The organism is Nocardioides sp. P5_E3 (assembly GCF_054049275.1).
The window spans coordinates 23,892-43,031 of record NZ_JBFUMR010000042.1 but is presented as its reverse complement, the minus strand read 5'-3'; the positions used below and the strand labels follow the sequence as shown (position 1 = coordinate 43,031).

Here is a 19,140-nt window from a genome sequence, read left to right as displayed (position 1 = left end):
AGCGGCTGCCGCGGCGGGGACCGTGGCCATGCCGCCGACGGCGACGGCCGCGGCCGCCACCCCCGCAACGGCTGTCCTGACGCGTGCCGAGGGTGAACGGAACCTGCTCATGCTGTCCTGCCTTCTCGAGACCAAGCGGGGATGGAGCGACCCGTCGACGGAGCGTCGCGCGCCAGGGCGTCGGCCTTCTCCCACGAGCAGGTGGCCGGGGGCCACCGTGATGTTCGTCACAGTAGGTAGCAGGATTCGACGGCGTCAACACACAAGGTGGGGCACTTTTCTCAATGTTTTGACAGAAGAGCGCTGTGCGCGTCGCAGAAGGGCCCGTGCACGCGATCAGCGCGGCTCCAGCGCCTGGCCGGACGCCTCCCCGGGGCGGTGGCACGGGGCGGCTCGCTCTGGCACGTTGGGGACGTGACCGACCAGGCGGCTCCGACCCTCGCCCCCCGGGACTGGAGCGCGGACCCCGCGGACGTGCTGCTCGCCGACGGGACGGTCGCGGTGATCCGGTCGTTGCGCGAGGACGACCGCGACGCGGTGCTCGGGCTGCACGAGTCGGTGTCCGTGGACACGCTGCGCCTGCGCTTCTTCTCCCCCAGCCGGGAGGCCGGTCGGCTCTACGTCGACCACCTCTTCGCTCCCGACAACACCGCGTCGGCGGCCCTGGTGGCGCTCGTGCGTGGCCGGGTCGCCGGCCTGGCGACCGCCGAGCTGCTCTCCCCCGGCACCGCCGAGGTCGCGTTCCTGGTCGCCGACGAGGACCGCGGCCGGGGCCTGGGCAGCCTGCTCCTCGAGCACCTCGCCGCGCTCGGCCGGCGGCACGGGGTCAGCCGCTTCGAGGCGGAGGTCCTGGGCGACAACTACGGGATGCTCCGCGTCTTCCGCGCGGCCGGGTTCGGTGCGACCCGCCGGACGATCCAGGGCGAGGTCGAGGTGGAGCTGCGCACCGACGCCTCCCGCGAGGCGGTCGAGGCGGCCGACCAGCGGGAGTGGCGCGCCGCCGCCCGGTCGCTCCGGCCGTTGCTGCACCCGGCGAGCGTCGCCGTGGTCGGCGTACGCCGATCGGCGGGCGGGTTCGGGCACGGCGTGCTCGACGCGATCCGCAGCTCGGCCTACGCCGGCGCCGTGCACGTGGTGCACCCGGAGGCCGACGTCATCGACGGGCTGCCGACCGTCCGCAGCCTGGCCGACATCGACGGTCCGGTCGACCTGGTCGTCGTCGCGGTGCCGGCCGACGGGGTCGCGGACGTGCTGCGCGACGCCGCCGCCAACGGAGCCGGGGCGGCGGTCGTCATCTCGTCGGGCTTCTCGGGCAACGGGAGCGACGAGCGTCGCCACGAGCTGCTCACCCTGGCCCGCGCGCACAGCCTCCGGCTGGTCGGCCCCAACTCGCAGGGCGTGCTGGCCAACGGCGCCGGCCTCAACGCGACCCTCCTCCACGACGTGCCCGAGGTGGGCGGCCTGGCCGTCGCGTCCCAGTCGGGAGGGATGGGCTTCGCGCTGCTCGACCTCGCTCGCGACGTCGGGCTCGGCGTGCAGGCCTTCGTCTCCCTCGGCGACAAGGTCGACGTGTCGAGCAACGACCTCCTCGCGGCCTGGATGGACGACGAGTCGGTCGCGGCGGGCGCGCTCTACCTCGAGTCGTTCGGCAACGCGCTCAAGTTCGCCCGTACGGCTCGACGCTTCGCCGAGCAGAAGCCGCTGCTGGCCGTGGTGGGCGGCCGCTCGCGGGCCCGGCAGGACCCGTCCGCCTCCTCGACCGTCGGCGTCGGCGTCGACGCGCTGCTCGACCAGTCGGGGGTGATCGCCTGCCGCACCGGCGCCGAGCTGACCGAGACCGCGCTGCTCCTCGTGCAGCAGCCGCTGCCGGCCGGGCTCCGGGTGTGCATCGTCTCCAACACCGGCGGCGTGGGCGCGCTCACGACCGACCGGGCCGACGGCCAGGGCATGGCCGTCGCGCCGTCGTCGTACGACCTGAGCGGCGCCCTGCGCRCGGCCGTGCCGGGCGCGGTCGACGTCCGCAACCCGGTGGACCTCGGCGCCGACGTCACGCCCGCCGAGCTCACCGCCGCGCTGCGCGCCGTGCTCGACGCGGGCGAGGCAGACGCCGTCCTGGTGATGCTGGTGGCCAACCGGCTGGCCGACCGCGACGCTCTGTTCGACGCCGTCGCCAGGGCACGGCCGGCGGGTGCCGACGTACCCCTGCTGCTCGTCACGCCGGGCGCTGCCTTCGACGCCGCCCGCGGGCTCCCCGGTGTCACCGTCTACCGCACGACCGATGCGGCGATCGGGGCGCTCGGCCGGGCCATGCGCTACGCCGCGTGGCGACGGGTGCCGGCCGACCAGCCGGAGGTCGAGCTCGGCACCCGGGGCGTGCACGCCCGCGCCTGGGCGCGGTCACGGCTGGCCGCCCGGCGCGGGGAGCCGGAGTGGTTGGCGCCCTCTGCCCAGGCCGAGCTGCTGGCGCCCTACGGCATCCACCTCGTCGGCCGTGTCGCTGCCGGGCCGGACGAGGCGGAGGCGGCCGCGGCGGACATCGGCTACCCGGTGGCCGTCAAGGTGGCCGACCCGACGGTGCTGCACAAGTCCGACCGCGGCCTGGTGCGGATCGACCTGCGCACCGGCGGCGACGTCGCCGACGCCGTACGACGCTTCTCCGAGGAGCTCGGCCACGACCGGGTCGACGTGCTGGTGCAGCCGCTGGTGCTCGGCCACCTCGCGTCCATCGGCCTGGTCCGCGACCCGCAGCTCGGTCCCTTGGTCCGGGTCGCCGGTGGAGCTGCGGGACCGGTCGGCAGCTGGGCCGACGAGGTGCTGCTGCTGCCGCCGGTCGGGGCCGCCGACGCCGCCCGCGCGGTGCGGGCGCTACGGCTGTGGCCCCAGCTGGTCGGTGACCACGGCCTGGAGGAGGTCGACCTCGCCCCGCTCGAGGCGCTGGTGGCGTCCGTCGGCCGCCTCGCCGCGGACGTGCCCCACGTCTCCGACCTCACCCTCGAGCCCGTGGTCGTCAACGCGCACGGCCTCTTCTGCGTCGACGTGAAGCTCCGCATCGCCGAGCCGCCCGAGCTCGACACCGGCATCCCGCGTCGCCTGCGCTCCTAGTCGTGCGGTGCGGCCGACCGCGCCGCGCGGAGCAGGCTCTCGCGCACGAGGTGGTGCGCGAGGGGAGGCAGCTCCGTCAGGCCGAACCATGCGATGTCGAGGTGTTCGTCGGGTGCGAGGTTGGCCGGCGTCCCCTGCCACCTGGTCACCAGCCACGCGCTCAGCAGCACCGGCTTCCCTGCAGGTCCGGCGACGACCCGACACAGGTGGCACGTCGAGCCGGTCGCGATCCGCACGCCGAGCTCCTCGTGCAGCTCGCGGGCCAGCGCCTCCGTCTCCGACTCGCCGTCCTCGACGACACCACCGGGCAGGTCCCACACGTCCGGATACGCGCGCTTGCTCGGGCTCCGGTGCCCGAGCAGCACCCGATCGTCCAGGACCAGCGCGCCGACGACGACTCTGAGCATCTCCGGATCAGATCACGGGCGTACGACAGCGGGTGGTCGCGCTTCAGGTGGGCCCAGTCGGTCACGCGGGTCAGGTCGCTGCGAGCAGGGCCAGGGTGAAGGTCACCCAGTCGTTGAGGACGTGCGCGCCGAAGCTGACCCAGAGGTTCTTCGTGCGGATGTAGGCCAGGGTGAGCACGAGGCGCGCGGCGCCGATGACGATGATCGCCTGGCCGACGTTCCAGTCGTACGTCGACAGGTGCGCGGCCCCGAACCAGACGGCCGTGACCACCCAGGCGACGAGGATCGCCGTCCTGCGGGACGTGCCGCGTCGGGTCAGGAACCACAGGATGGCCAGGAAGGGCAGGATCGTGAAGACCTCCTCGCCCATCAGCTGGATGCCGGTGCCGACGTAGAAGGCGGCGATCTGGGCGGCCCCCGCGTCGGCGAGGTCGTCGGTGGCGGTGTTGGCGCTGAGGTGGTCGAAGCTCCCGCCCGAGACGAGCAGGGCGGCGAATGCGCTGACCGCCAGGTTCAGCAGCCAGAAGACGACCATGGCGCCGACGTCGGCTGCCCGAACCGGCTTGAACAGGGCACGCCACTGGCCCTGTGAGGCCCAGACGAACGCGGCTGCCGGGACGGCGAGGAACAGGATCCGGGGCAGCAGCTCGGCGCGCTGGTCCGCGAACCCGATGCTGATCAGGATCGCGAACCCGAGCGCGCAGGCCGCGACCACCACCAGCCACCGTCGCCCGTCGATGGCGACCGGGTTCGAGTCGTAGAACGGGAAGTCGCGTCCGTCGTCCCGCTCGACCAGTCGCCCGAAGCGCTGCGCCTCGGCGCTCATGCGGGCACCGAGCCGCCGCGCAGGCGCGCGATCTCGTCCCGTGACCGCGCGACGTCGTCCTCACCGGAGGGTCCACCGTCGCTGCGGGCGAGGTCGGCGCACAGGTCGACCGCGGCGGCGAGGACGTGCTTGCGGCGACGACGCTCCCGCCGGTCGGGTGCCGCCTTGAGGAACGCGCGCCGCTGACGGTGACCCGTGAGCGCGGTCAGCTCGTCCTGCGACAGGACGCCCTGCACCACCTCGGGGGCGAGGATGTCACGTGCCAGCTCGCGCTCCCGGTGGTCCGTCAGCCGGAACGCGTACCAGAGCAGGCCGAGGCTCACGACCATCGCGAAGACCAGCACGACGAGCGTCGGCACGTCCAGCTCGGCGCTGAGGACCAGCATGGAGTCCCAGAACAGGTGGATGCCCACGCCCGCCGCGACGAGCGCGAGTCCTCTCCCGACACGACGTGGCTGGGCCGGCGTCCCGATGAGGTAGACGAGGCCGGCGCACACGAGCGCGGTGAACATCGGGTGCGAGACCACGTCGGAGAACACGCGGGTGGCGATGCCGCCCGTGACGGCGTGGACCTGGTCGGAGCCGAAGCCCTGCGTGGAGGCGCTGACGGCGTACAGGAAGTCCTCGAAGGTCTGGAACCCCAGACCGATGAACGCGCCGAGGAAGATGCCGTCTGCCGGGGTCCGGATGAGCCGTCGCGCCAGGCCGAGGGCGAGGATGAAACCGGCCGCCTTGGAGCTCTCCTCGACGAAGGGTGCGCTCAGGCCGGCATGCCAGTCAGCGCTCCACACGGCCCCGAACAGCTTGCTGTAGAGCGAGCCCAGGGCGGTGTTGCCGGCGATCGAGATCGCGAACGGTGCCGCCAGGCCGCCCCACACGAAGCACAGGGCGACCAGACCGAAGGGCTGGCGCTCGAAGTGGTCGATGTGGTGGAACCACCACCCCCAGGCGAAGGTGCACGCGACGGCGATGGCGCCGGCAGCGGCGAACGCCGGCGCGAAGTAGCCCGCGAGGGGCGTGAACATCTGCACCATCTTCACCAGGCCGGTGACGGACAGCGCGAGGACGACCCAGAAGCAGGCGTTGCGTGGCTGGAAGAGGTGGAACCGCTCCCCCCACCCGGAGACCTCGATGGCCTCCGCCCGTCGCCGCACCAGGTCGTCGTCGGCGGTCGGATCCTGCGTCACGACGCTCATGACTCCCCCTCGGACTCGCTCGACGTGGGCTTCCATGCTCCGATGCTGCGGATCATGTGCTGGACGTCGTGGGCGGCGACGGCGAGCCGGTCCGGGGCGCCCGAGACCTGCACGACGATGCCGGTCCCGTCATCGACGAACGCCACCAGCCTGCCTTCGGCACCGGGCCGGGTGAAGGCCTCGGAGACACCAGTGAGGCCGGACGGGATGTCCACCGTGGAGCGGCCGCTGCTGACGCCGGACGCGTTGCCGCCGGTGGCGGTCGCGACGCGCTCGACCTGGGCGAGGAGCTCGGTGGCCGTCCCGGAGAAGTCGTCTGCCGACACCTGCACCGTCACGGCTCCGTTGCTCACCGCCACCGAGCCCGACGGGCCGCTGGCCGGTTGGTCGGCGGTGGTGAAGCCCGAGAGCAGGCTCCAACCGGTCGGCGGAGTGACGGCGAGGTCCTCGGTCAGTGCCAGACGGTCGCCCGCGCGCACCTGCTCGTCGTGCTCGACCGCAGAGTCGAGGTGCGGCACCACGAACGCCCACAGGACCCAGATGCCGATCGCGACGAGCGCGGGCACGAACGACGCCCTGTCGAGCCCGGCCACGCGTCTGTCGACCGGCACCCGCGGCGGCCCCGCTCGCCCGGACCAGCCGCGGCGGCCCTCGACGAGCAGCCCCTGCCCACCCGCCGTCGTTGTCGGCGCGTGCTCGTCGCTCATGTACGACTCCTCCCGTAAGCGCTCTCGGAGCCTAGGGAGGGAACCGGCCCGCCGGAAGACCTGCGACAAACCTTCACCTCGCCCTCATCCGGCCGACTCGCGCGCGAAACATGCCGCCGGGCGCCCACGACTTCTCACCCCTTGGGGCTGGGCACCGCGCACCGGGGGCGGCCGGGGATGTTGAATGGCCGCTGTCCGTAACCGACGAGCAGGAGCTCTACGTGAACAAGACTGAACTGCGCGACGCCATTGCCTCGCACGCCGAGCTGAGCAACGCCCAGGCCGACAAGGCCCTCGAGGCCGTCATCGCCTCCATCACCACCGCCGTCGCCGGCGGCGACAAGGTCACCGTCCCGGGCTTCGGGACGTTCGAGTCCCGTGAGCGGTCCGCTCGCACGGGCCGCAACCCGCAGACCGGCGAGACCATGGAGATCGCGCCGTGAGCCGCGCGCTCAGCGCTGCCCGGACGTCATCGTCCTGCGAAGCGCGCTGACGTCCGCCTTGCTCGTACCTGGTGCGAGTGAACTTCCACCTAGCGCGACGCGTGCACGACCTCGAGCGCCTGGCGGGCGATCTCCCACTCCTCGTCGGTGGGGACGACGAGGACGGCGACCTCGGAGCCGTCGGCGGAGACGGCCCGCGCGTCCTTGCCCGCGGCCTCGTTGCGCTGCGCGTCGAGCACGATGCCGAGCCGGGACAGGCCGCCGAGCGCGGCGGCCCGCAGCTCGGCGCTGTGCTGGCCGACGCCGCCGGTGAAGACGACGGCGTGCAGCTCGCCGAGCGCCGCGTAGTAGGCGCCGACGTACTTGCGGACGCGGTACGCGTAGACGTCGAAGGCGAGCCTCGCCGCCTCGTCGCCGGCTGCCTTGCGACGGGTCAGCTCGCGGAAGTCGTTGACCCCGGAGAGGCCCCGCAGTCCGGAGTCGCGGTAGAGGGCTCGGTCGATCTCGTCCAGCGACCAGCCGAGCTCGCGGTGCAGGTGGCCGTGGATCGCTGGGTCCAGGTCGCCTGACCGGGTGCCCATCACCAGTCCCTCGAGCGGGGTCAACCCCATCGAGGTGTCGACGGACCGACCGCCCCGGACCGCGGCAGCGGACGCCCCGTTGCCGAGGTGCAGCACGACGAGGTTGGTGTCCTCGACCGGACGGCCGAGCAGCTCGGCGGCGCGGCGGGAGACGAAGGCGTACGACGTGCCGTGGAAGCCGTAGCGGCGGATCCGGTGCTCCTCGCGCCAGGCCACCGGCACGGCGTAGGTGTAGGCGTGCTCGGGCATCGTCTGGTGGAACGCCGTGTCGAAGACCGCGACGTGCGGCACGTCGGGGAAGAGCCGTCGCGCGACCCGGAGGCCCTCCAGGTTGGCCGGGTTGTGCAGCGGGGCGAGCGGCACGAGGTCCTCGACGGTGGCGAGCAGCCGGTCGTCGACCACCGCCGGCTCGGAGAAGAGGTCGCCGCCGTGCACGACGCGGTGACCCACCGCGGCCAGCCCGCTCGTGCCGATCGCCGGACCGTGCCGGTCGAAGGCTGCGAGCGCCGAGCGCAGCGCGTCCTCGAAGTCGGCGATGCGCCGCTCCTCCGTGTGCTCCTCGCCGCCCACGGTGTGCGTCAGCGTGCCGCTGTCCTCACCGATCTGCTCCACGGTCCCGGACGCCTCGGCGGCTCCGGTGCTGCCGTCGAGCAGGCGGTACTTCAGCGACGACGACCCCGCATTGAGGACCAGCACCCGCTCCGTCACGAGCGCTCCTGCGCCTGGATGGCGGTGATCGCCACGGTGTTGACGATGTCGCGGACCAGCGCGCCCCGCGAGAGGTCGTTGACCGGCTTGCGGAGGCCCTGCAGGACCGGACCTACCGCCAGCGCACCGGCCGAGCGCTGCACGGCCTTGTAGGTGTTGTTGCCCGTGTTGAGGTCGGGGAAGATGAAGACCGTCGCCCGGCCGGCGACGGCGGAGTCGGGCAGCTTGGTCCGCGCGACCGCGACGTCGATCGCGGCGTCGTACTGGATCGGGCCCTCGACGAGCAGGTCCGGCGCGCGCTCGCGGACCATCGCCGTCGCCTGGGTGACCTTCTCGACGTCGGTGCCACTGCCGGAGCTGCCGGTGGAGTACGACAGCATCGCGACCCGCGGCTCGACCCCGAAGGCGGCGGCGGTGCGGGCCGACGCGACCGCGATGTCGGCGAGCTGGGTGGCGGTGGGGTCGGGGTTGACCGCGCAGTCGCCGTAGACGAGCACCTGGTCCTTGAGGCACATGAAGAAGACCGAAGACACCACCGACACCTCGGGCACCGTGCGGATGACCTCGAGGGCCGGCCGGATGGTGTGGGCGGTGGTGTGCACCGCCCCCGACACCATCCCGTCGGCGAGACCGAGCTCGACCATCATCGTGCCGAAGTAGGACACGTCGACCACGATGTCGCGGGCCGCCTCGAGGTCGATGCCCTTGTGCGCGCGCCGCTGGTGGTACTCCTGCGCGAACCGCTCGCGCAGCTCCTCGTCGTACGGGCTGAGCAGGCGCGCGCCCGAGACGTCGATGCCGAGGTGGGCGGCCTTCGCCCGGACGATCATCGGGTCGCCGAGCAGGGTCAGGTCGGCGACGTTGCGGCGCAGCAGGATGTCGGCGGCGCGCAGGATCCGCTCCTCCTCCCCCTCGGGCAGCACGATGTGGCGGCGGTCGGCGATCGCGTCGTCGAGGACCTTGTGCTCGAACATCAGCGGCGTGACGACCGAGGTGCGGGCCACCTCGAGGCCGTTCATCAGCTCCTCGCCGTCGACGTGCTCGGCGAAGAGGGTCAGGGCCGTCGCGATCTTGCGCGGGGAGTCCTTGTCGAGGCGACCCCGGCGGTTGGTCAGCGTCGTCGAGGTGGCGTGCGTGCCGAGGTCGGTGGCGATGATCGGCAGCGCCACCTCGAGCCCGTCGAGGAGCCGGTCGATCTGCTCCGGCAGGGCGAGCCCGCCGTTGAGCACGATGCCGGAGATCTGCGGGAAGCTCGCCGACTGGTGGGCGGTGAGGACGCCGAGGACCACCTCGGGCCGGTCGCCGGGCGTGACGACGAGGGCGCCGTCGAACAGCCGGTCGAGCACGTTGGGCAGTGTCATCGCGGCGACCACCAGTCCGGGGACCTCACGCGCGAGCTGACTCTCGTCGCCCCGCACGAGACGGCCGTCGCACGCCGCCATCAGGTCGCCGACGGAGGGGGCACTGAGCAGCGGCTGCTCCGGCAGGGCGAACGCGGGTACGCCCTCGCGGCGCAGCGCCGTCGCCGTCCGGCCGGTGGCCTGGGGGTCCACGCGGTTGGCGATGACGGCGAACAGCGTCGCGTGGTTGGCGGCGAGCTCGGCCTGCGCCATGGCCGCGGCCGTGCAGAGCTGGTCGACTCCCCTGCCCTGGCCGTTGAGCACCAGCAGGACGGGTGCGCCGAGGTTGGCCGCCACCCGGGCGTTGAAGGCGAACTCCGCCGGGGCGCCGACGTCGGTGTAGTCGCTGCCGACGATGACCACGGCGTCGCTCTGCTCGGCGACCTGGTGGTAGCGCGCCACGATGCGGTCCATCGCGCCGTCCGGGTCGGCGTGCACGTCGTCGTAGCTGACGCCCGCGCACTCGTCGTACGACAACGAGACCGCGTCGTGCGACACCAGCAGGTCGAGCACGTAGTCGTGGACGTCGCCGGTGGACGCCTCGGCGCGGACCACCGGACGGAAGACCGCGACCCGTGCCACCCGGCGCGAGAGCTGCTCGAGCACCCCGAGCGCGACCGCGGACTTGCCGGTGAATCCCTCGACGCCGGCCACGTAGACGCTGCGAGCCATGGCCCGACCCTAGCGGCCGGGACCCGGCGCCGTGACCCGCCCCGATGCCGGGCTGGACAACCTGTTGTCCATGGTTTGTCCAATGTTTCGCATTTCGGCTGTCCGAGCGTCGCCCGCCCCGGCGACGATCAGTGCACGCCCACAACCGGGGCGACGACAGCACGGCCCCATGGCCCGGAAGGAGCAGCTCGTGGCCACCCTCACGACGCCCCCAGTCCCTGCCCACCTCGGCGACCTCCGCAGGGCGAGCGAGCGCGAGGCCCGCGCCGCCCGCACGGCCTCCATCGTCGACGAGATGCGCGCCGGGACCTCCGAGGAGCGGCGCCTCGAGCTGGTGGACGAGCTGATCGAGACCAACGTCGTCGTGGCGCGGTCGATGGCCACCCGCTACCGCAACCGCGGCATCGACGTCGACGACCTCGAGCAGGTCGCGCTCGTCGGCCTGATCAAGGCGGCCCGCCGCTTCGACGCCGACGCCGGGCACGACTTCCTGTCGTACGCCGTGCCGACTGTGCGCGGTGAACTGCGCCGCCACTTCCGCGACTCGGGCTGGATGATCCGGGTCCCCCGTCGGGTGCAGCAGCTGCAGGCCCGGATCAAGGTCGCCCAGCACGAGCTCGAGGCGCAGCTGGGGGTCTCGCCCCGCCCGTCCGAGGTCGCCGCGCACCTCGGCGTCGAGGCCGACGAGGTCGTCGAGGCGCTGGCGGCCGACGGCTGCTTCCGCCCGGCCTCGATCGACAGCACGGGCGGCGCGCAGGACCGCGGCACCATCGCCGACGCGCTCGGCCACGACGACCGCGGCTTCGCGACCCTCGAGGCCAAGCTGGTGCTCGACACCGCGGTCAGCCGCCTGTCCGACCGCGAGCGCCTGATCCTCCGCTGGCGCTTCGAGGACGAGCGCACCCAGCAGGAGATCGCCGACCTCATCGGCCTGACGCAGGCCCAGGTCTCGCGCACCCTCACCCGGATCCTCCGTCGGCTCCGCAGCGACCTCGCCGAGCCCCTGACCGCTGCCTGAGCGTCCCGAGCCGGGCCCGAGGGACGCCGGCCGCACGGCACGCGGGTGAGCCCGCCTGGCGCCACGCGGTGGAATCGCACCAGCACCCTCGTGCTGGCCGAAGTGGCGGGCGAGATGACGTACCTCGTCGTCGCCCTCGTCGTCATCATCGTCGGCCTGGTCATCGAGAACGCCCTGCGCGGGCCCGTGAAGGCAACCAGGGGCGGCGGTCACGCCGACGGCGGAGACGGCGGGGACGGCGGCGGCGCCTAGCCGTGACGCACGCCCGGTCCGGACGGTCCGACAGAGCTGCCTGACGACGAGGCGTCGTCGGCCGTCGAGCTCGCGCCGAGGTCGAGCCGGCGCGGAGCGCGAAGGGTGCCCTGTCGGTGCACCCCTCGACAGGGACTCCCACACCCGTCCGCAAGCAGGTTCACTCGATGTCGAGGCGGCACGAGCACGCCGCCACACCCCAGCACGAACCACGAACGACGAAGAGGAGCCCAGCGCCATGCGCCAGGTAGTCATGCACGCACCCGGGGACGTACGCGTCGAGGACCGCGAGGACCCCACGATCATCGAGCCCACCGACGCCATCATCCGCCTGTCCGCGACGTGCATCTGCGGCAGCGACCTGTGGCCCTACCGCGGTGCCGAGCCGGTCGAGCACCAGGTGATGGGCCACGAGTACGTCGGCGTGGTCGAGCAGGTCGGTGACGAGGTCCGCACCATCAAGGTCGGAGACTTCGTCGTCGGCTCGTTCTGGGCCTCCGACAACACCTGCGAGATCTGCCGGGCCGGCTACCAGGCCTACTGCACCCACCGCGTCCTCATGGGCACCCTGGGCACCCAGTCCGAGCTGGCCCGCATCCCCCTCGCCGACGGCACCCTCGTCGCCACGCCCGGCATGCCCGACGCCGACCTGATCCCCTCGCTCATGGCGGCCTCCGACGTGCTCGGCACCGGCTGGTTCGCCGCCGTCGCCGCCGAGGCGGGACCCGGCAAGACCGTCGCCGTCGTCGGCGACGGCGCGGTCGGCCTGCTCGGCATCCTCGCCGCCAGCCAGCTCGGCGCCGAGCGCATCATCGCCTTCAGCCGCCACGCCGACCGCCAGGCGCTGGCGCGCGAGTTCGGCGCCACCGACATCGTCGAGGAGCGCGGCGATGACGGCGTCGCAAAGGTCAAGGAGCTCACCGACGGCCTCGGCGCCCACTCCGTGATCGAGGCCGTGGGCACCCAGGAAGCGATGATGCAGGCCATCCACTCGACGCGTCCCGGTGGCCACGTCGGCTTCGTCGGCGTCTCACACGACGTCTCCATCGCCGGTGACGAGCTCTTCATGGCCGGCGTCCACATCCACGGTGGCCCCGCACCCGTACGACGCTTCCTCCCCGAGCTCGTCCAGCTCATCTGGGACCGCAAGATCGACCCCGGCAAGGTCTTCGACCTCACCCTCCCGCTCGAGCAGGCCGCCGAGGGCTACCAGGCCATGGACGAGCGCACCGCCACCAAGGTGCTGCTCACCTTCTGAGCCTCCACGCCACTCGGCTGTCCAGCGCGCCGTGTCGGAGTACGGCCCCCTGGGCATGGCCCCCGAAGCCCACCCGACTCCCACACCACTCCCCCGAGAGGTTCCCGATGCACGACGCAGCAGCCCCGACCACGGACCTGACGTCCGCGGCCGTCGGCCCTCGCACGCCCCGCCTGCCCCTGGCCGTCTACGTCCTCGCCGTCGGCACCTTCTTGATGCTCACCACCGAGTTCGTGGTCGCCGGCATCCTCCCCGACATCGCCGCCGACGTGCAGGTCAGCGTCGCCCGCACCGGCCTGCTCATCACCGTCTTCGCGATCGGGATGATCGTCGGCGCCCCACTGATGGCGATGCTGACGCTGCGCCTGTCCCAGCGCCTGACGCTGATGTTGGCCCTGGCCGTGTTCGCCGTCGGTCACGTCGTCGTCGCCGTCAGCTCGCAGTTCGGTGTCCTCCTCGCCGCACGGTTCTTCACCGCCCTGGCCACCGGGGCCTTCTGGGCGGTCGCGGCGGTCGTCGCCACCCGTGTCGCGGGACCGGGAGCAGCGTCGCGCGCCGTGGGCGTCGTCGGGGCCGGCGGCTCCCTGGCCACCGTGCTCGGGGTGCCGCTGGGCGCCCTCGCCGCACAGGCGATCGGCTGGCGCGGAACGTTCTGGGCACTCGCTCTGCTCGCGGTCGCCGCTGTGCCACTCATCGCCCGCCACGTCACTGACGACAGCGATGACGTTCCGACGGCGTCGATCCGCACCGAGCTGACCGCCCTGCGCTCAGGCCGACTCTGGCTGGTGCTGGCCGCGTGCGCCACCACCACCGGTGGCGTGCTGGCGGCGTACTCCTTCATCACCCCGCTGCTCACCGACAGGACCGGCATCTCCGCGAACCTGGTGCCGCTCGTGCTGGCCGGGTTCGGTGTCGGGTCGCTGGTGGGGTCCCTCATCGGTGGGCGCCTCGGTGACACCCGCCCCCACACCGCCACCATCGTCGCCCCGGCCGTCACCACGCTCGTGCTGCTGGCCCTCTGCCTGGTCTCCCAGGCGGCAGTGCCCACCACCGTCCTCATCGTGCTGATGGGCTTCTTCGGCCTCGGCGCCAACCCCATCCTCATCTCCCTGGCCGTCCGGTACGCCGACCACGCCCCCACACTCGGGTCCTCGCTGGCCGTGGCCGCGTTCAACTTCGGCACCGCGGTGGCGTCCTGGGTCGGAGCCCTCGCCCTCGAGTCGAGCCTGGGAGCTGTCGGACCGGTAGTGGTAGGGACCGTCGTGTCCGCCCTCACCCTCGTCCCCGCCACCGCGCTCGCCGTCTCCGTACGACGCCACCAACGCGCCGCCGACCAGCACCGGCTCACGTCGACCGCACCCGTGCACGCCAGCCCGTCCGACGCGCTGTCCGACGCACTGTCCGACGACCAGCTCGCTGTTGCGTGCTCCACCAGCTGACGAACCAGGTCCGACGACGACCCCAGCCCCAAGCCCCTCGACGCCATGGCGTTCGGCGGAGGGCCTCGAGCGCCGGCGCGGTCAGGCTCTGGTCTAGAGGTCCTGCCATGTTGCCGCGGGCGGGTCTAGCGTGATTTCCGATCCCATTGACACACCGCTGCGGATCGCGGCGACACGTGGCGACCTCGGGCCCACTCGTCTGGGACCAGTGAAACGACGAGGCGAGGATTTGTTCATGGACACGAATGCGCTGACGGCCCTGCGCGAGAACGTTCGGGGAACCGTGACCACCGCGGAGGACGCCGAGTACGACGAGGCGCGCCGCGTGTACAACGCCATGATCGACCGCCGTCCTGCGGTGATCGTGCGCCCGGCCAACACCGGTGACGTGATGACTGCCGTGCGGTTCGCGGCCGAGAACGACCTGACGGTCGCGGTACGGGGAGGGTCGCACAGCGTGCCGGGATTCGGCACGGCGGACGACGCGCTGGTCGTCGACCTCTCCAGCATGCGCGGCGTCCGGGTGGACCCGCTGACCCAGACGGCCCGCGTCGAGGGCGGCGCCACCTGGGGCGACCTGAACGCCGCGGGATATCCGTTCGGCCTGGCCACCACGGGCGGCATCATCTCGACCACCGGGGTCGGCGGGCTGACGCTGGGCGGCGGCATCGGCCACCTCGCCCGGGGCCTCGGCCTGTCCTGCGACAACCTCCTCGCCGCGGACGTGGTGACCGCCGACGGCAGCTTCCACGTCGCGAGCGACAAGGAGGACGCCGACCTCTTCTGGGCCATCCGCGGCGGCGGCGGCAACTTCGGCGTCGTCACGTCGTTCGAGTTCCGGATGAGCCCGGTGAAGGACATCTACGGCGGGCCGATGTTCTTCGAGCTCGACCAGGCCGGCGACGTGTTGCGGTTCTACCGCGAGTTCATCGCCGACGCACCCGAGGAGCTCGGCTGCTTCCCGGCGTACCAGATCGCGCCTCCCCTGCCGTTCATCCCGGAGGACCGCCAGGGCGAACCGTTCATCCTCATGGTGACGTGCTGGGCCGGAGACCTCGATGCGGGAGAGAAGGCGCTCCAGCCGATCCGGGACCTGGCTCCCAGGGTTGCGGAGGGCGTCGGGGTGATGCCGTACCCGGCGCTCAACAGTGCCTTCGACGCCCTCGTCCCGCCCGGGCTCCAGCACTACTGGAAGGCGAACTTCGTCACCGAGCTGACCGACGACGCGATCGCGGCCCACCTCGAGCACGGCCCGAAGATCCCCGTCGTGAACTCCACCATGCACATCTACCCGATCAACGGCGCCGCCCAGCGGGTCGCCCCCGACTCGACGGCGTTCGCCTACCGCGACGCCACCTTCGCGACGGTGATCGCCGGGATGTGGCCCGACCCGGCGGACAACGACGCGAACACCGCATGGGTGAAGGACTACTACGCCGCCACCGCGCCGCACTCGGAGGAGGGGGGTTACGTGAATTTCATGGCGGAGGACGACCAGTCCCGGATCCGGGCGAACTACCGCGGCAACTACGACCGGCTGGCGGAGATCAAGCGTCGCTACGACCCGGACAACCTGTTCCGGCACAACCAGAACATCCAGCCCGGCTGACTCCGGGTCGCAGGCGTCAGGATGCGCCGCCTCGACGGGTGACGGGCGTCAGGACGCGCCCACCCGCCCTGCCCGGTCGGCGTCGGTGATCGGCGTGATCCAGGACTGGTGGGTGGTGCTGTTCTTCGTGATGGCGAGCAGCTCGTCCATGTGGGGCTCGAGGCCGGTGACCTTGTCGAGCGGGACCCCGACGATGAGCTGGAAGCCGAGGCCGCGCCACGCCTGGACGGCGCGACCGGCGAACTCGGAGTCGGCCTTCACGAAGCCCTCGTCGAGGAAGACCGGGGCGAACCGCGGCCGTGACCGCATCTCGTCACCGAGCCGGAAGCGGAGGGCGGAGCCGACGATGAAGGCGACCAGCTCCTGGCTCTCGCCGCCGCTCTTCTCCCCCAGCGTCCGGTAGGTCGCGCGCAGCTCGCCAGTGGTGTGGTCGTAGCGCTCGGCGCTGATCTCCACGTGACGGCGTACGTCTAGCAGGCGCTCGCGGTCGGTCAGTGACGTGGCCGCGTCGCCGACCTGGCTCGGCCGGCGCAGCTGCTGCATGAAGCGGCTGAGCTCGACAAAGCGCTTCTCGAGGGCGTCCTCGTCGAGCTCGGTCGTGGAGCCGGACGACAGGGTGCGCAGGTCCTTCATGAACGTCTGGACGTGGGCGGGCGACAGCCGCCGCAGGCGGATCCGCAACCGGTCCCCCGACGCCCCGAACTCCAGGCGTCGCAGGATCGCGTTGATCGGCTCGAGCCGGTCCTCGATCTCCTCGACGGACGCGGCCATCGCGCCGACGAGGGGCACCAGGTCCTGGCCGCTCCACTCCGTGAGCCGGCGCCGCCACTCGGCCCGCCGGGCGGCGAGGCCCTCGCCGCGGATGTCGTCGAGGATGCGGGCGTAGTCGGGGTAGGAGTCCGCGGTCGCGCCCAGGTTGGGCGAGTCCCACTGGAACTTGTAGACCCGGAACACCTGGGCGAGGTCGTCGTCGACCCGACGGACCTCGGCATCGGCGTCACCGACCGCGGTGCGGAGCCGCTCGGCGAGCCGCTGGGACGACTCGGCGAACCGGTCGAGGTCGTCGGGGTCCGCGGGCGACGCGGCGGCGGCGAAGTCCACCGCGAGGGCGGCCTCCTGCTCCGGGCTGAGCACGACCCGGCCGGCGTCCTCCATCGCCTGGAGCCGGTCCTTGACGACGTCCTCGGCGTCGACGAGGTCGCCGTGGGCGGCGTTGAGATCGCGCTGCCGCTGCTCCGCGGCGTAGCGGGCCCGTCGCGTCTCCTCCAGCCGTGCGGTGAGGTCGGCGATCTGCGCGTCCAACGCCTGGAGGCCGTCGTCGGACTCGAGGATCTCGGTCCGACGACGCTCGAGCTCGGCGATGCGCCGGTCGCTGCCGTCGACGTCGAAGTCGTCGAACCGCGCGGCGGCCACGACGTCGTACGACGTCCGCTGCTGCTCCAGCACCCGTGACGTCCGGTCGAGCTGGGCCACCTCGCCGCCCACTCCGTCGAGCCGCTCCTCGAGGTCGGCCAGCTCGGCGTCGACCTCGGCGATCGCGTCGGCGTTGGAGAAGCCGATGATGCTGCGGGTGTCGTTGCGCCCGTGGGCACCGCGCCGGCCGTTGCGCGTCTGACCGGCGAGGGTGACCCGGAAGCCGGCCCCCGCGAGGCCGTCGGCGGACTCCACGCACAGCGCGTTGCGCGACGCCTCGCCGACGTGGGCCTGCACCCAGCCCGAGAAGGGCGAGTCCTTGAAGACCAGCTTGCCCGCGACCCGCTCCGGGTCGGCCGGGCCGAGGTCGGGCAGGTCGAGCTCGACGCCCTCGAAGGTCAGGCGACCGCGGAGCCGCAGCCCGTCGATCGCGGCGGCGAAGCTCTCCAGCCGGTCGAGGGGCACGAGCATCATCCGGGCGCTCGCGCCGAGCACCGTCTCGATCGCCGTGCGCCACCGCACCTCGTCGGGCGCGACGTCGACCAGCTCGGCCACGAAGGGCAGCTCGTCGACGCTCATGCCGCTCGCCTGTGCGACCTCCGCACGCAGCTCGTCCATCCGGGCAGGCACCCGGCCGGCGCGACTCTCCAGCGACGCCCGCTCGCGGCGCAGCTCGGCCTGGCGCTGGCTGAGCGGGAACTGGTCGCGGAGCACCGCGTCGCGCTCGCGCCGGATCCGCTCCTGCTCCCGCTGGAAGCCGGCCAGCCACTGCTGGGCGTGCATCTGCAGCACGGAGAACGACTCGCTGGACAGCAGCGCGGCCTCGACGTCGGGCGCCTGGGCGTCGGTGGCGTCGATGAGCGGCAGCAGCCGGCCCTGCAGGACCTCCCGGCGCCCGAGCCGGTCCTCGCGGACGACCTGCTCCTGCTCCAGCGACAAGGCGAGGGACTGGAGCGTCGAGCCGCCGGCCGCGCGGTGCGACTCCTTCGCGGCCTCGAGGTCGGCCAGGTAGGTGCGCTCCGCGGAGGTCGTCGTGCCCAGCTCGTCGGCGGCCGCCGCGCGGTCGGCGCGGTTGTCGACCACGGCGGACTCGATGAGGCGCAGGTGGGTGCGCAGCAGCCACATCCGCAGCGGGGTGTCACCGTCGAGCGTCACGCCGTAGGAGTCGAGCTCCGCGAGCCGCCGGGTGGCCGCCACCTTGCGGTCGTGGAGGTCGGTGATCGGCGCCAGCAGCTCGAGCTTCTGCTCCTCGGTGCGCATCGCGGAGTGCGCGGTGTCGAGGTCGTCGAAGTGCTCGATCGCGCGGTCGGCGGCGGCGAACGTCGTGGGCCGCTCGAGCACCATGTCCTTGTAGAGCTCGTCGACGCTGCGGACCTGGTTGCCCGCCTGGATCCGGGCGAGCAGGCGCAGGGCCTTCGCACCGTCGCCGTTGGCACCGATGCCGAGCCGCGCGTGCAGGACCGCGGCGAGCTCGGCGTAGGTCCGGTGCACCCGGATGCCGGGGTAGAGCTTCTTGAGCGTGTTGGCGTGGAAGCGCTCCGGCACGGCGACCTCGAGCGTGTCGAGCGGCAGCGCCCCGTCCTGGGTGGCCAGCTGCATCTGGACGTCGGCCGAGCGGGCGGCGCGCCGCGGCACGTAGTAGGTGCGGAGCACCGTGAACCGGCCGCCCTGGTCGTTCACGAACGTCATCGCGATCGCGCCCCACGTGTCGGCGCCCTTGCCGCGGAGCAGCTTATCGACCGGCCGACCGGTGCGGGGGTCGTCGACCACGTCGACCGCACCGCGCAGGTAGGACAGCAGGTTGCGCTGGCCGGCGCCCCGGGCACGGCCCGCGACGGCGTCGTTGGACGCGCCGTTGAACTTGGTGTCCGACGGCATCATCAGCGCCGTGTAGGCGTCGAGGATGGTGCTCTTGCCGACACCCGAGGCGCCCGAGATCATCGTCGCGTCGCCGCGCAGGGGTACGACGGTGAGGCCGTCGAAGCCGCCCCAGTTGACCATCTGGAGCAGCGCAGCCCGCCACTGCATCGTGTCGTCGGCCGGGGTGGCCACGTCGCTCCGCTCGAAGAGTCCGTCGGCCGGCGTCTGCTCGATCTCGTCGATCGACAT

14 protein-coding genes are annotated in these 19,140 nt (G+C 72.6%); 7 read left to right on the top strand and 7 right to left on the bottom strand.

Going from position 1 to position 19,140, the window contains the following annotated elements; translation table 11 throughout:
• Positions 1-414: 414 nt before the first annotated feature.
• Positions 415-3,102 carry a bifunctional acetate--CoA ligase family protein/GNAT family N-acetyltransferase gene (locus ACXJKB_RS20930; protein WP_457191847.1) on the top strand — a complete coding sequence of 896 codons (2,688 nt, stop codon included), beginning with the start codon at positions 415-417 and terminating at the stop codon, positions 3,100-3,102.
• Here ACXJKB_RS20930 and ACXJKB_RS20925 read toward each other — a convergent pair.
• The 4 genes from ACXJKB_RS20925 to ACXJKB_RS20910 all read right to left on the bottom strand — a co-directional run bounded on the left by ACXJKB_RS20925 (position 3,099) and on the right by ACXJKB_RS20910 (position 6,238).
• Entirely contained in the window at positions 3,099-3,509 is a 411-nt protein-coding gene (locus tag ACXJKB_RS20925; RefSeq protein WP_457191845.1) for an NUDIX domain-containing protein, read from the bottom strand. The genes ACXJKB_RS20930 and ACXJKB_RS20925 overlap by 4 nt on opposite strands.
• 70 nt (positions 3,510-3,579) lie before the next feature.
• Positions 3,580-4,335 (bottom strand): CPBP family intramembrane glutamic endopeptidase, encoded by a 756-nt coding sequence (locus ACXJKB_RS20920; protein ID WP_457191843.1) that lies wholly within the window; start codon positions 4,333-4,335, stop codon positions 3,580-3,582.
• A complete protein-coding gene (locus tag ACXJKB_RS20915) occupies positions 4,332-5,531 on the bottom strand; it encodes a PrsW family intramembrane metalloprotease (RefSeq protein WP_457191841.1) in 1,200 nt (399 codons plus the stop codon). Before ACXJKB_RS20915 ends, ACXJKB_RS20920 begins: the two co-directional genes overlap by 4 nt.
• Positions 5,528-6,238 carry a hypothetical protein gene (locus ACXJKB_RS20910; protein WP_457191840.1) on the bottom strand — a complete coding sequence of 237 codons (711 nt, stop codon included), beginning with the start codon at positions 6,236-6,238 and terminating at the stop codon, positions 5,528-5,530. Before ACXJKB_RS20910 ends, ACXJKB_RS20915 begins: the two co-directional genes overlap by 4 nt.
• Positions 6,239-6,459: 221 nt before the next feature.
• On the opposite strand from ACXJKB_RS20910, the gene ACXJKB_RS20905 reads away from it, so the two are divergent.
• Positions 6,460-6,681: an HU family DNA-binding protein gene (locus tag ACXJKB_RS20905; protein ID WP_457191838.1), complete on the top strand. Its 222-nt coding sequence runs from the start codon at positions 6,460-6,462 to the stop codon at positions 6,679-6,681.
• A gap of 89 nt (positions 6,682-6,770) precedes the next feature.
• On the opposite strand, the gene ACXJKB_RS20900 is transcribed toward ACXJKB_RS20905, so the two are convergent.
• Positions 6,771-7,970: an acetate/propionate family kinase gene (locus ACXJKB_RS20900; RefSeq protein WP_457191836.1), complete on the bottom strand. Its 1,200-nt coding sequence runs from the start codon at positions 7,968-7,970 to the stop codon at positions 6,771-6,773.
• Positions 7,967-10,042: a phosphate acetyltransferase gene (pta, locus tag ACXJKB_RS20895; RefSeq protein WP_457191834.1), complete on the bottom strand. Its 2,076-nt coding sequence runs from the start codon at positions 10,040-10,042 to the stop codon at positions 7,967-7,969. Before pta ends, ACXJKB_RS20900 begins: the two co-directional genes overlap by 4 nt.
• 190 nt (positions 10,043-10,232) lie before the next feature.
• On the opposite strand from pta, the gene ACXJKB_RS20890 reads away from it, so the two are divergent.
• The 5 genes from ACXJKB_RS20890 (at position 10,233) to ACXJKB_RS20870 (ending at position 15,618) form a co-directional block, all read left to right on the top strand.
• Entirely contained in the window at positions 10,233-11,060 is an 828-nt protein-coding gene (locus ACXJKB_RS20890) for a sigma-70 family RNA polymerase sigma factor (RefSeq protein WP_457191832.1), read from the top strand.
• 45 nt (positions 11,061-11,105) lie between these two features.
• Positions 11,106-11,312, top strand: coding sequence for a hypothetical protein (locus ACXJKB_RS20885; protein WP_457191830.1), 207 nt, complete (start codon positions 11,106-11,108; stop codon positions 11,310-11,312).
• A gap of 238 nt (positions 11,313-11,550) precedes the next feature.
• Positions 11,551-12,570 (top strand): zinc-dependent alcohol dehydrogenase family protein, encoded by a 1,020-nt coding sequence (locus ACXJKB_RS20880; protein ID WP_457191828.1) that lies wholly within the window; start codon positions 11,551-11,553, stop codon positions 12,568-12,570.
• A 107-nt stretch (positions 12,571-12,677) separates the two neighbouring features.
• Entirely contained in the window at positions 12,678-14,009 is a 1,332-nt protein-coding gene (locus tag ACXJKB_RS20875; RefSeq protein WP_457191826.1) for an MFS transporter, read from the top strand.
• Between the two features lie 235 nt (positions 14,010-14,244).
• Positions 14,245-15,618 carry an FAD-binding oxidoreductase gene (locus tag ACXJKB_RS20870; protein WP_457191824.1) on the top strand — a complete coding sequence of 458 codons (1,374 nt, stop codon included), beginning with the start codon at positions 14,245-14,247 and terminating at the stop codon, positions 15,616-15,618.
• Between the two features lie 48 nt (positions 15,619-15,666).
• On the opposite strand, the gene ACXJKB_RS20865 is transcribed toward ACXJKB_RS20870, so the two are convergent.
• On the bottom strand, positions 15,667-19,140 hold the full coding sequence (locus ACXJKB_RS20865) for an ATP-binding protein (protein ID WP_457191822.1): 3,474 nt from the start codon (positions 19,138-19,140) through the stop codon (positions 15,667-15,669).

Excerpts from the sequence above, each read along its gene's own strand:
- ACXJKB_RS20925 (WP_457191845.1), bottom strand. The coding sequence starts at position 3,509 with ATGCTCAGAGTCGTCGTCGGCGCGCTGGTCCTGGACGATCGGGTGCTG.
- ACXJKB_RS20920 (WP_457191843.1), bottom strand. The coding sequence starts at position 4,335 with ATGAGCGCCGAGGCGCAGCGCTTCGGGCGACTGGTCGAGCGGGACGAC.
- ACXJKB_RS20915 (WP_457191841.1), bottom strand. The coding sequence starts at position 5,531 with ATGAGCGTCGTGACGCAGGATCCGACCGCCGACGACGACCTGGTGCGG.
- ACXJKB_RS20910 (WP_457191840.1), bottom strand. The coding sequence starts at position 6,238 with ATGAGCGACGAGCACGCGCCGACAACGACGGCGGGTGGGCAGGGGCTG.
- pta (WP_457191834.1), bottom strand. The coding sequence starts at position 10,042 with ATGGCTCGCAGCGTCTACGTGGCCGGCGTCGAGGGATTCACCGGCAAG.
- ACXJKB_RS20880 (WP_457191828.1), top strand. The coding sequence starts at position 11,551 with ATGCGCCAGGTAGTCATGCACGCACCCGGGGACGTACGCGTCGAGGAC.
- ACXJKB_RS20875 (WP_457191826.1), top strand. The coding sequence starts at position 12,678 with ATGCACGACGCAGCAGCCCCGACCACGGACCTGACGTCCGCGGCCGTC.
- ACXJKB_RS20870 (WP_457191824.1), top strand. The coding sequence starts at position 14,245 with ATGGACACGAATGCGCTGACGGCCCTGCGCGAGAACGTTCGGGGAACC.
- ACXJKB_RS20865 (WP_457191822.1), bottom strand. The coding sequence starts at position 19,140 with ATGTCGATCGACGAGATCGAGCAGACGCCGGCCGACGGACTCTTCGAG.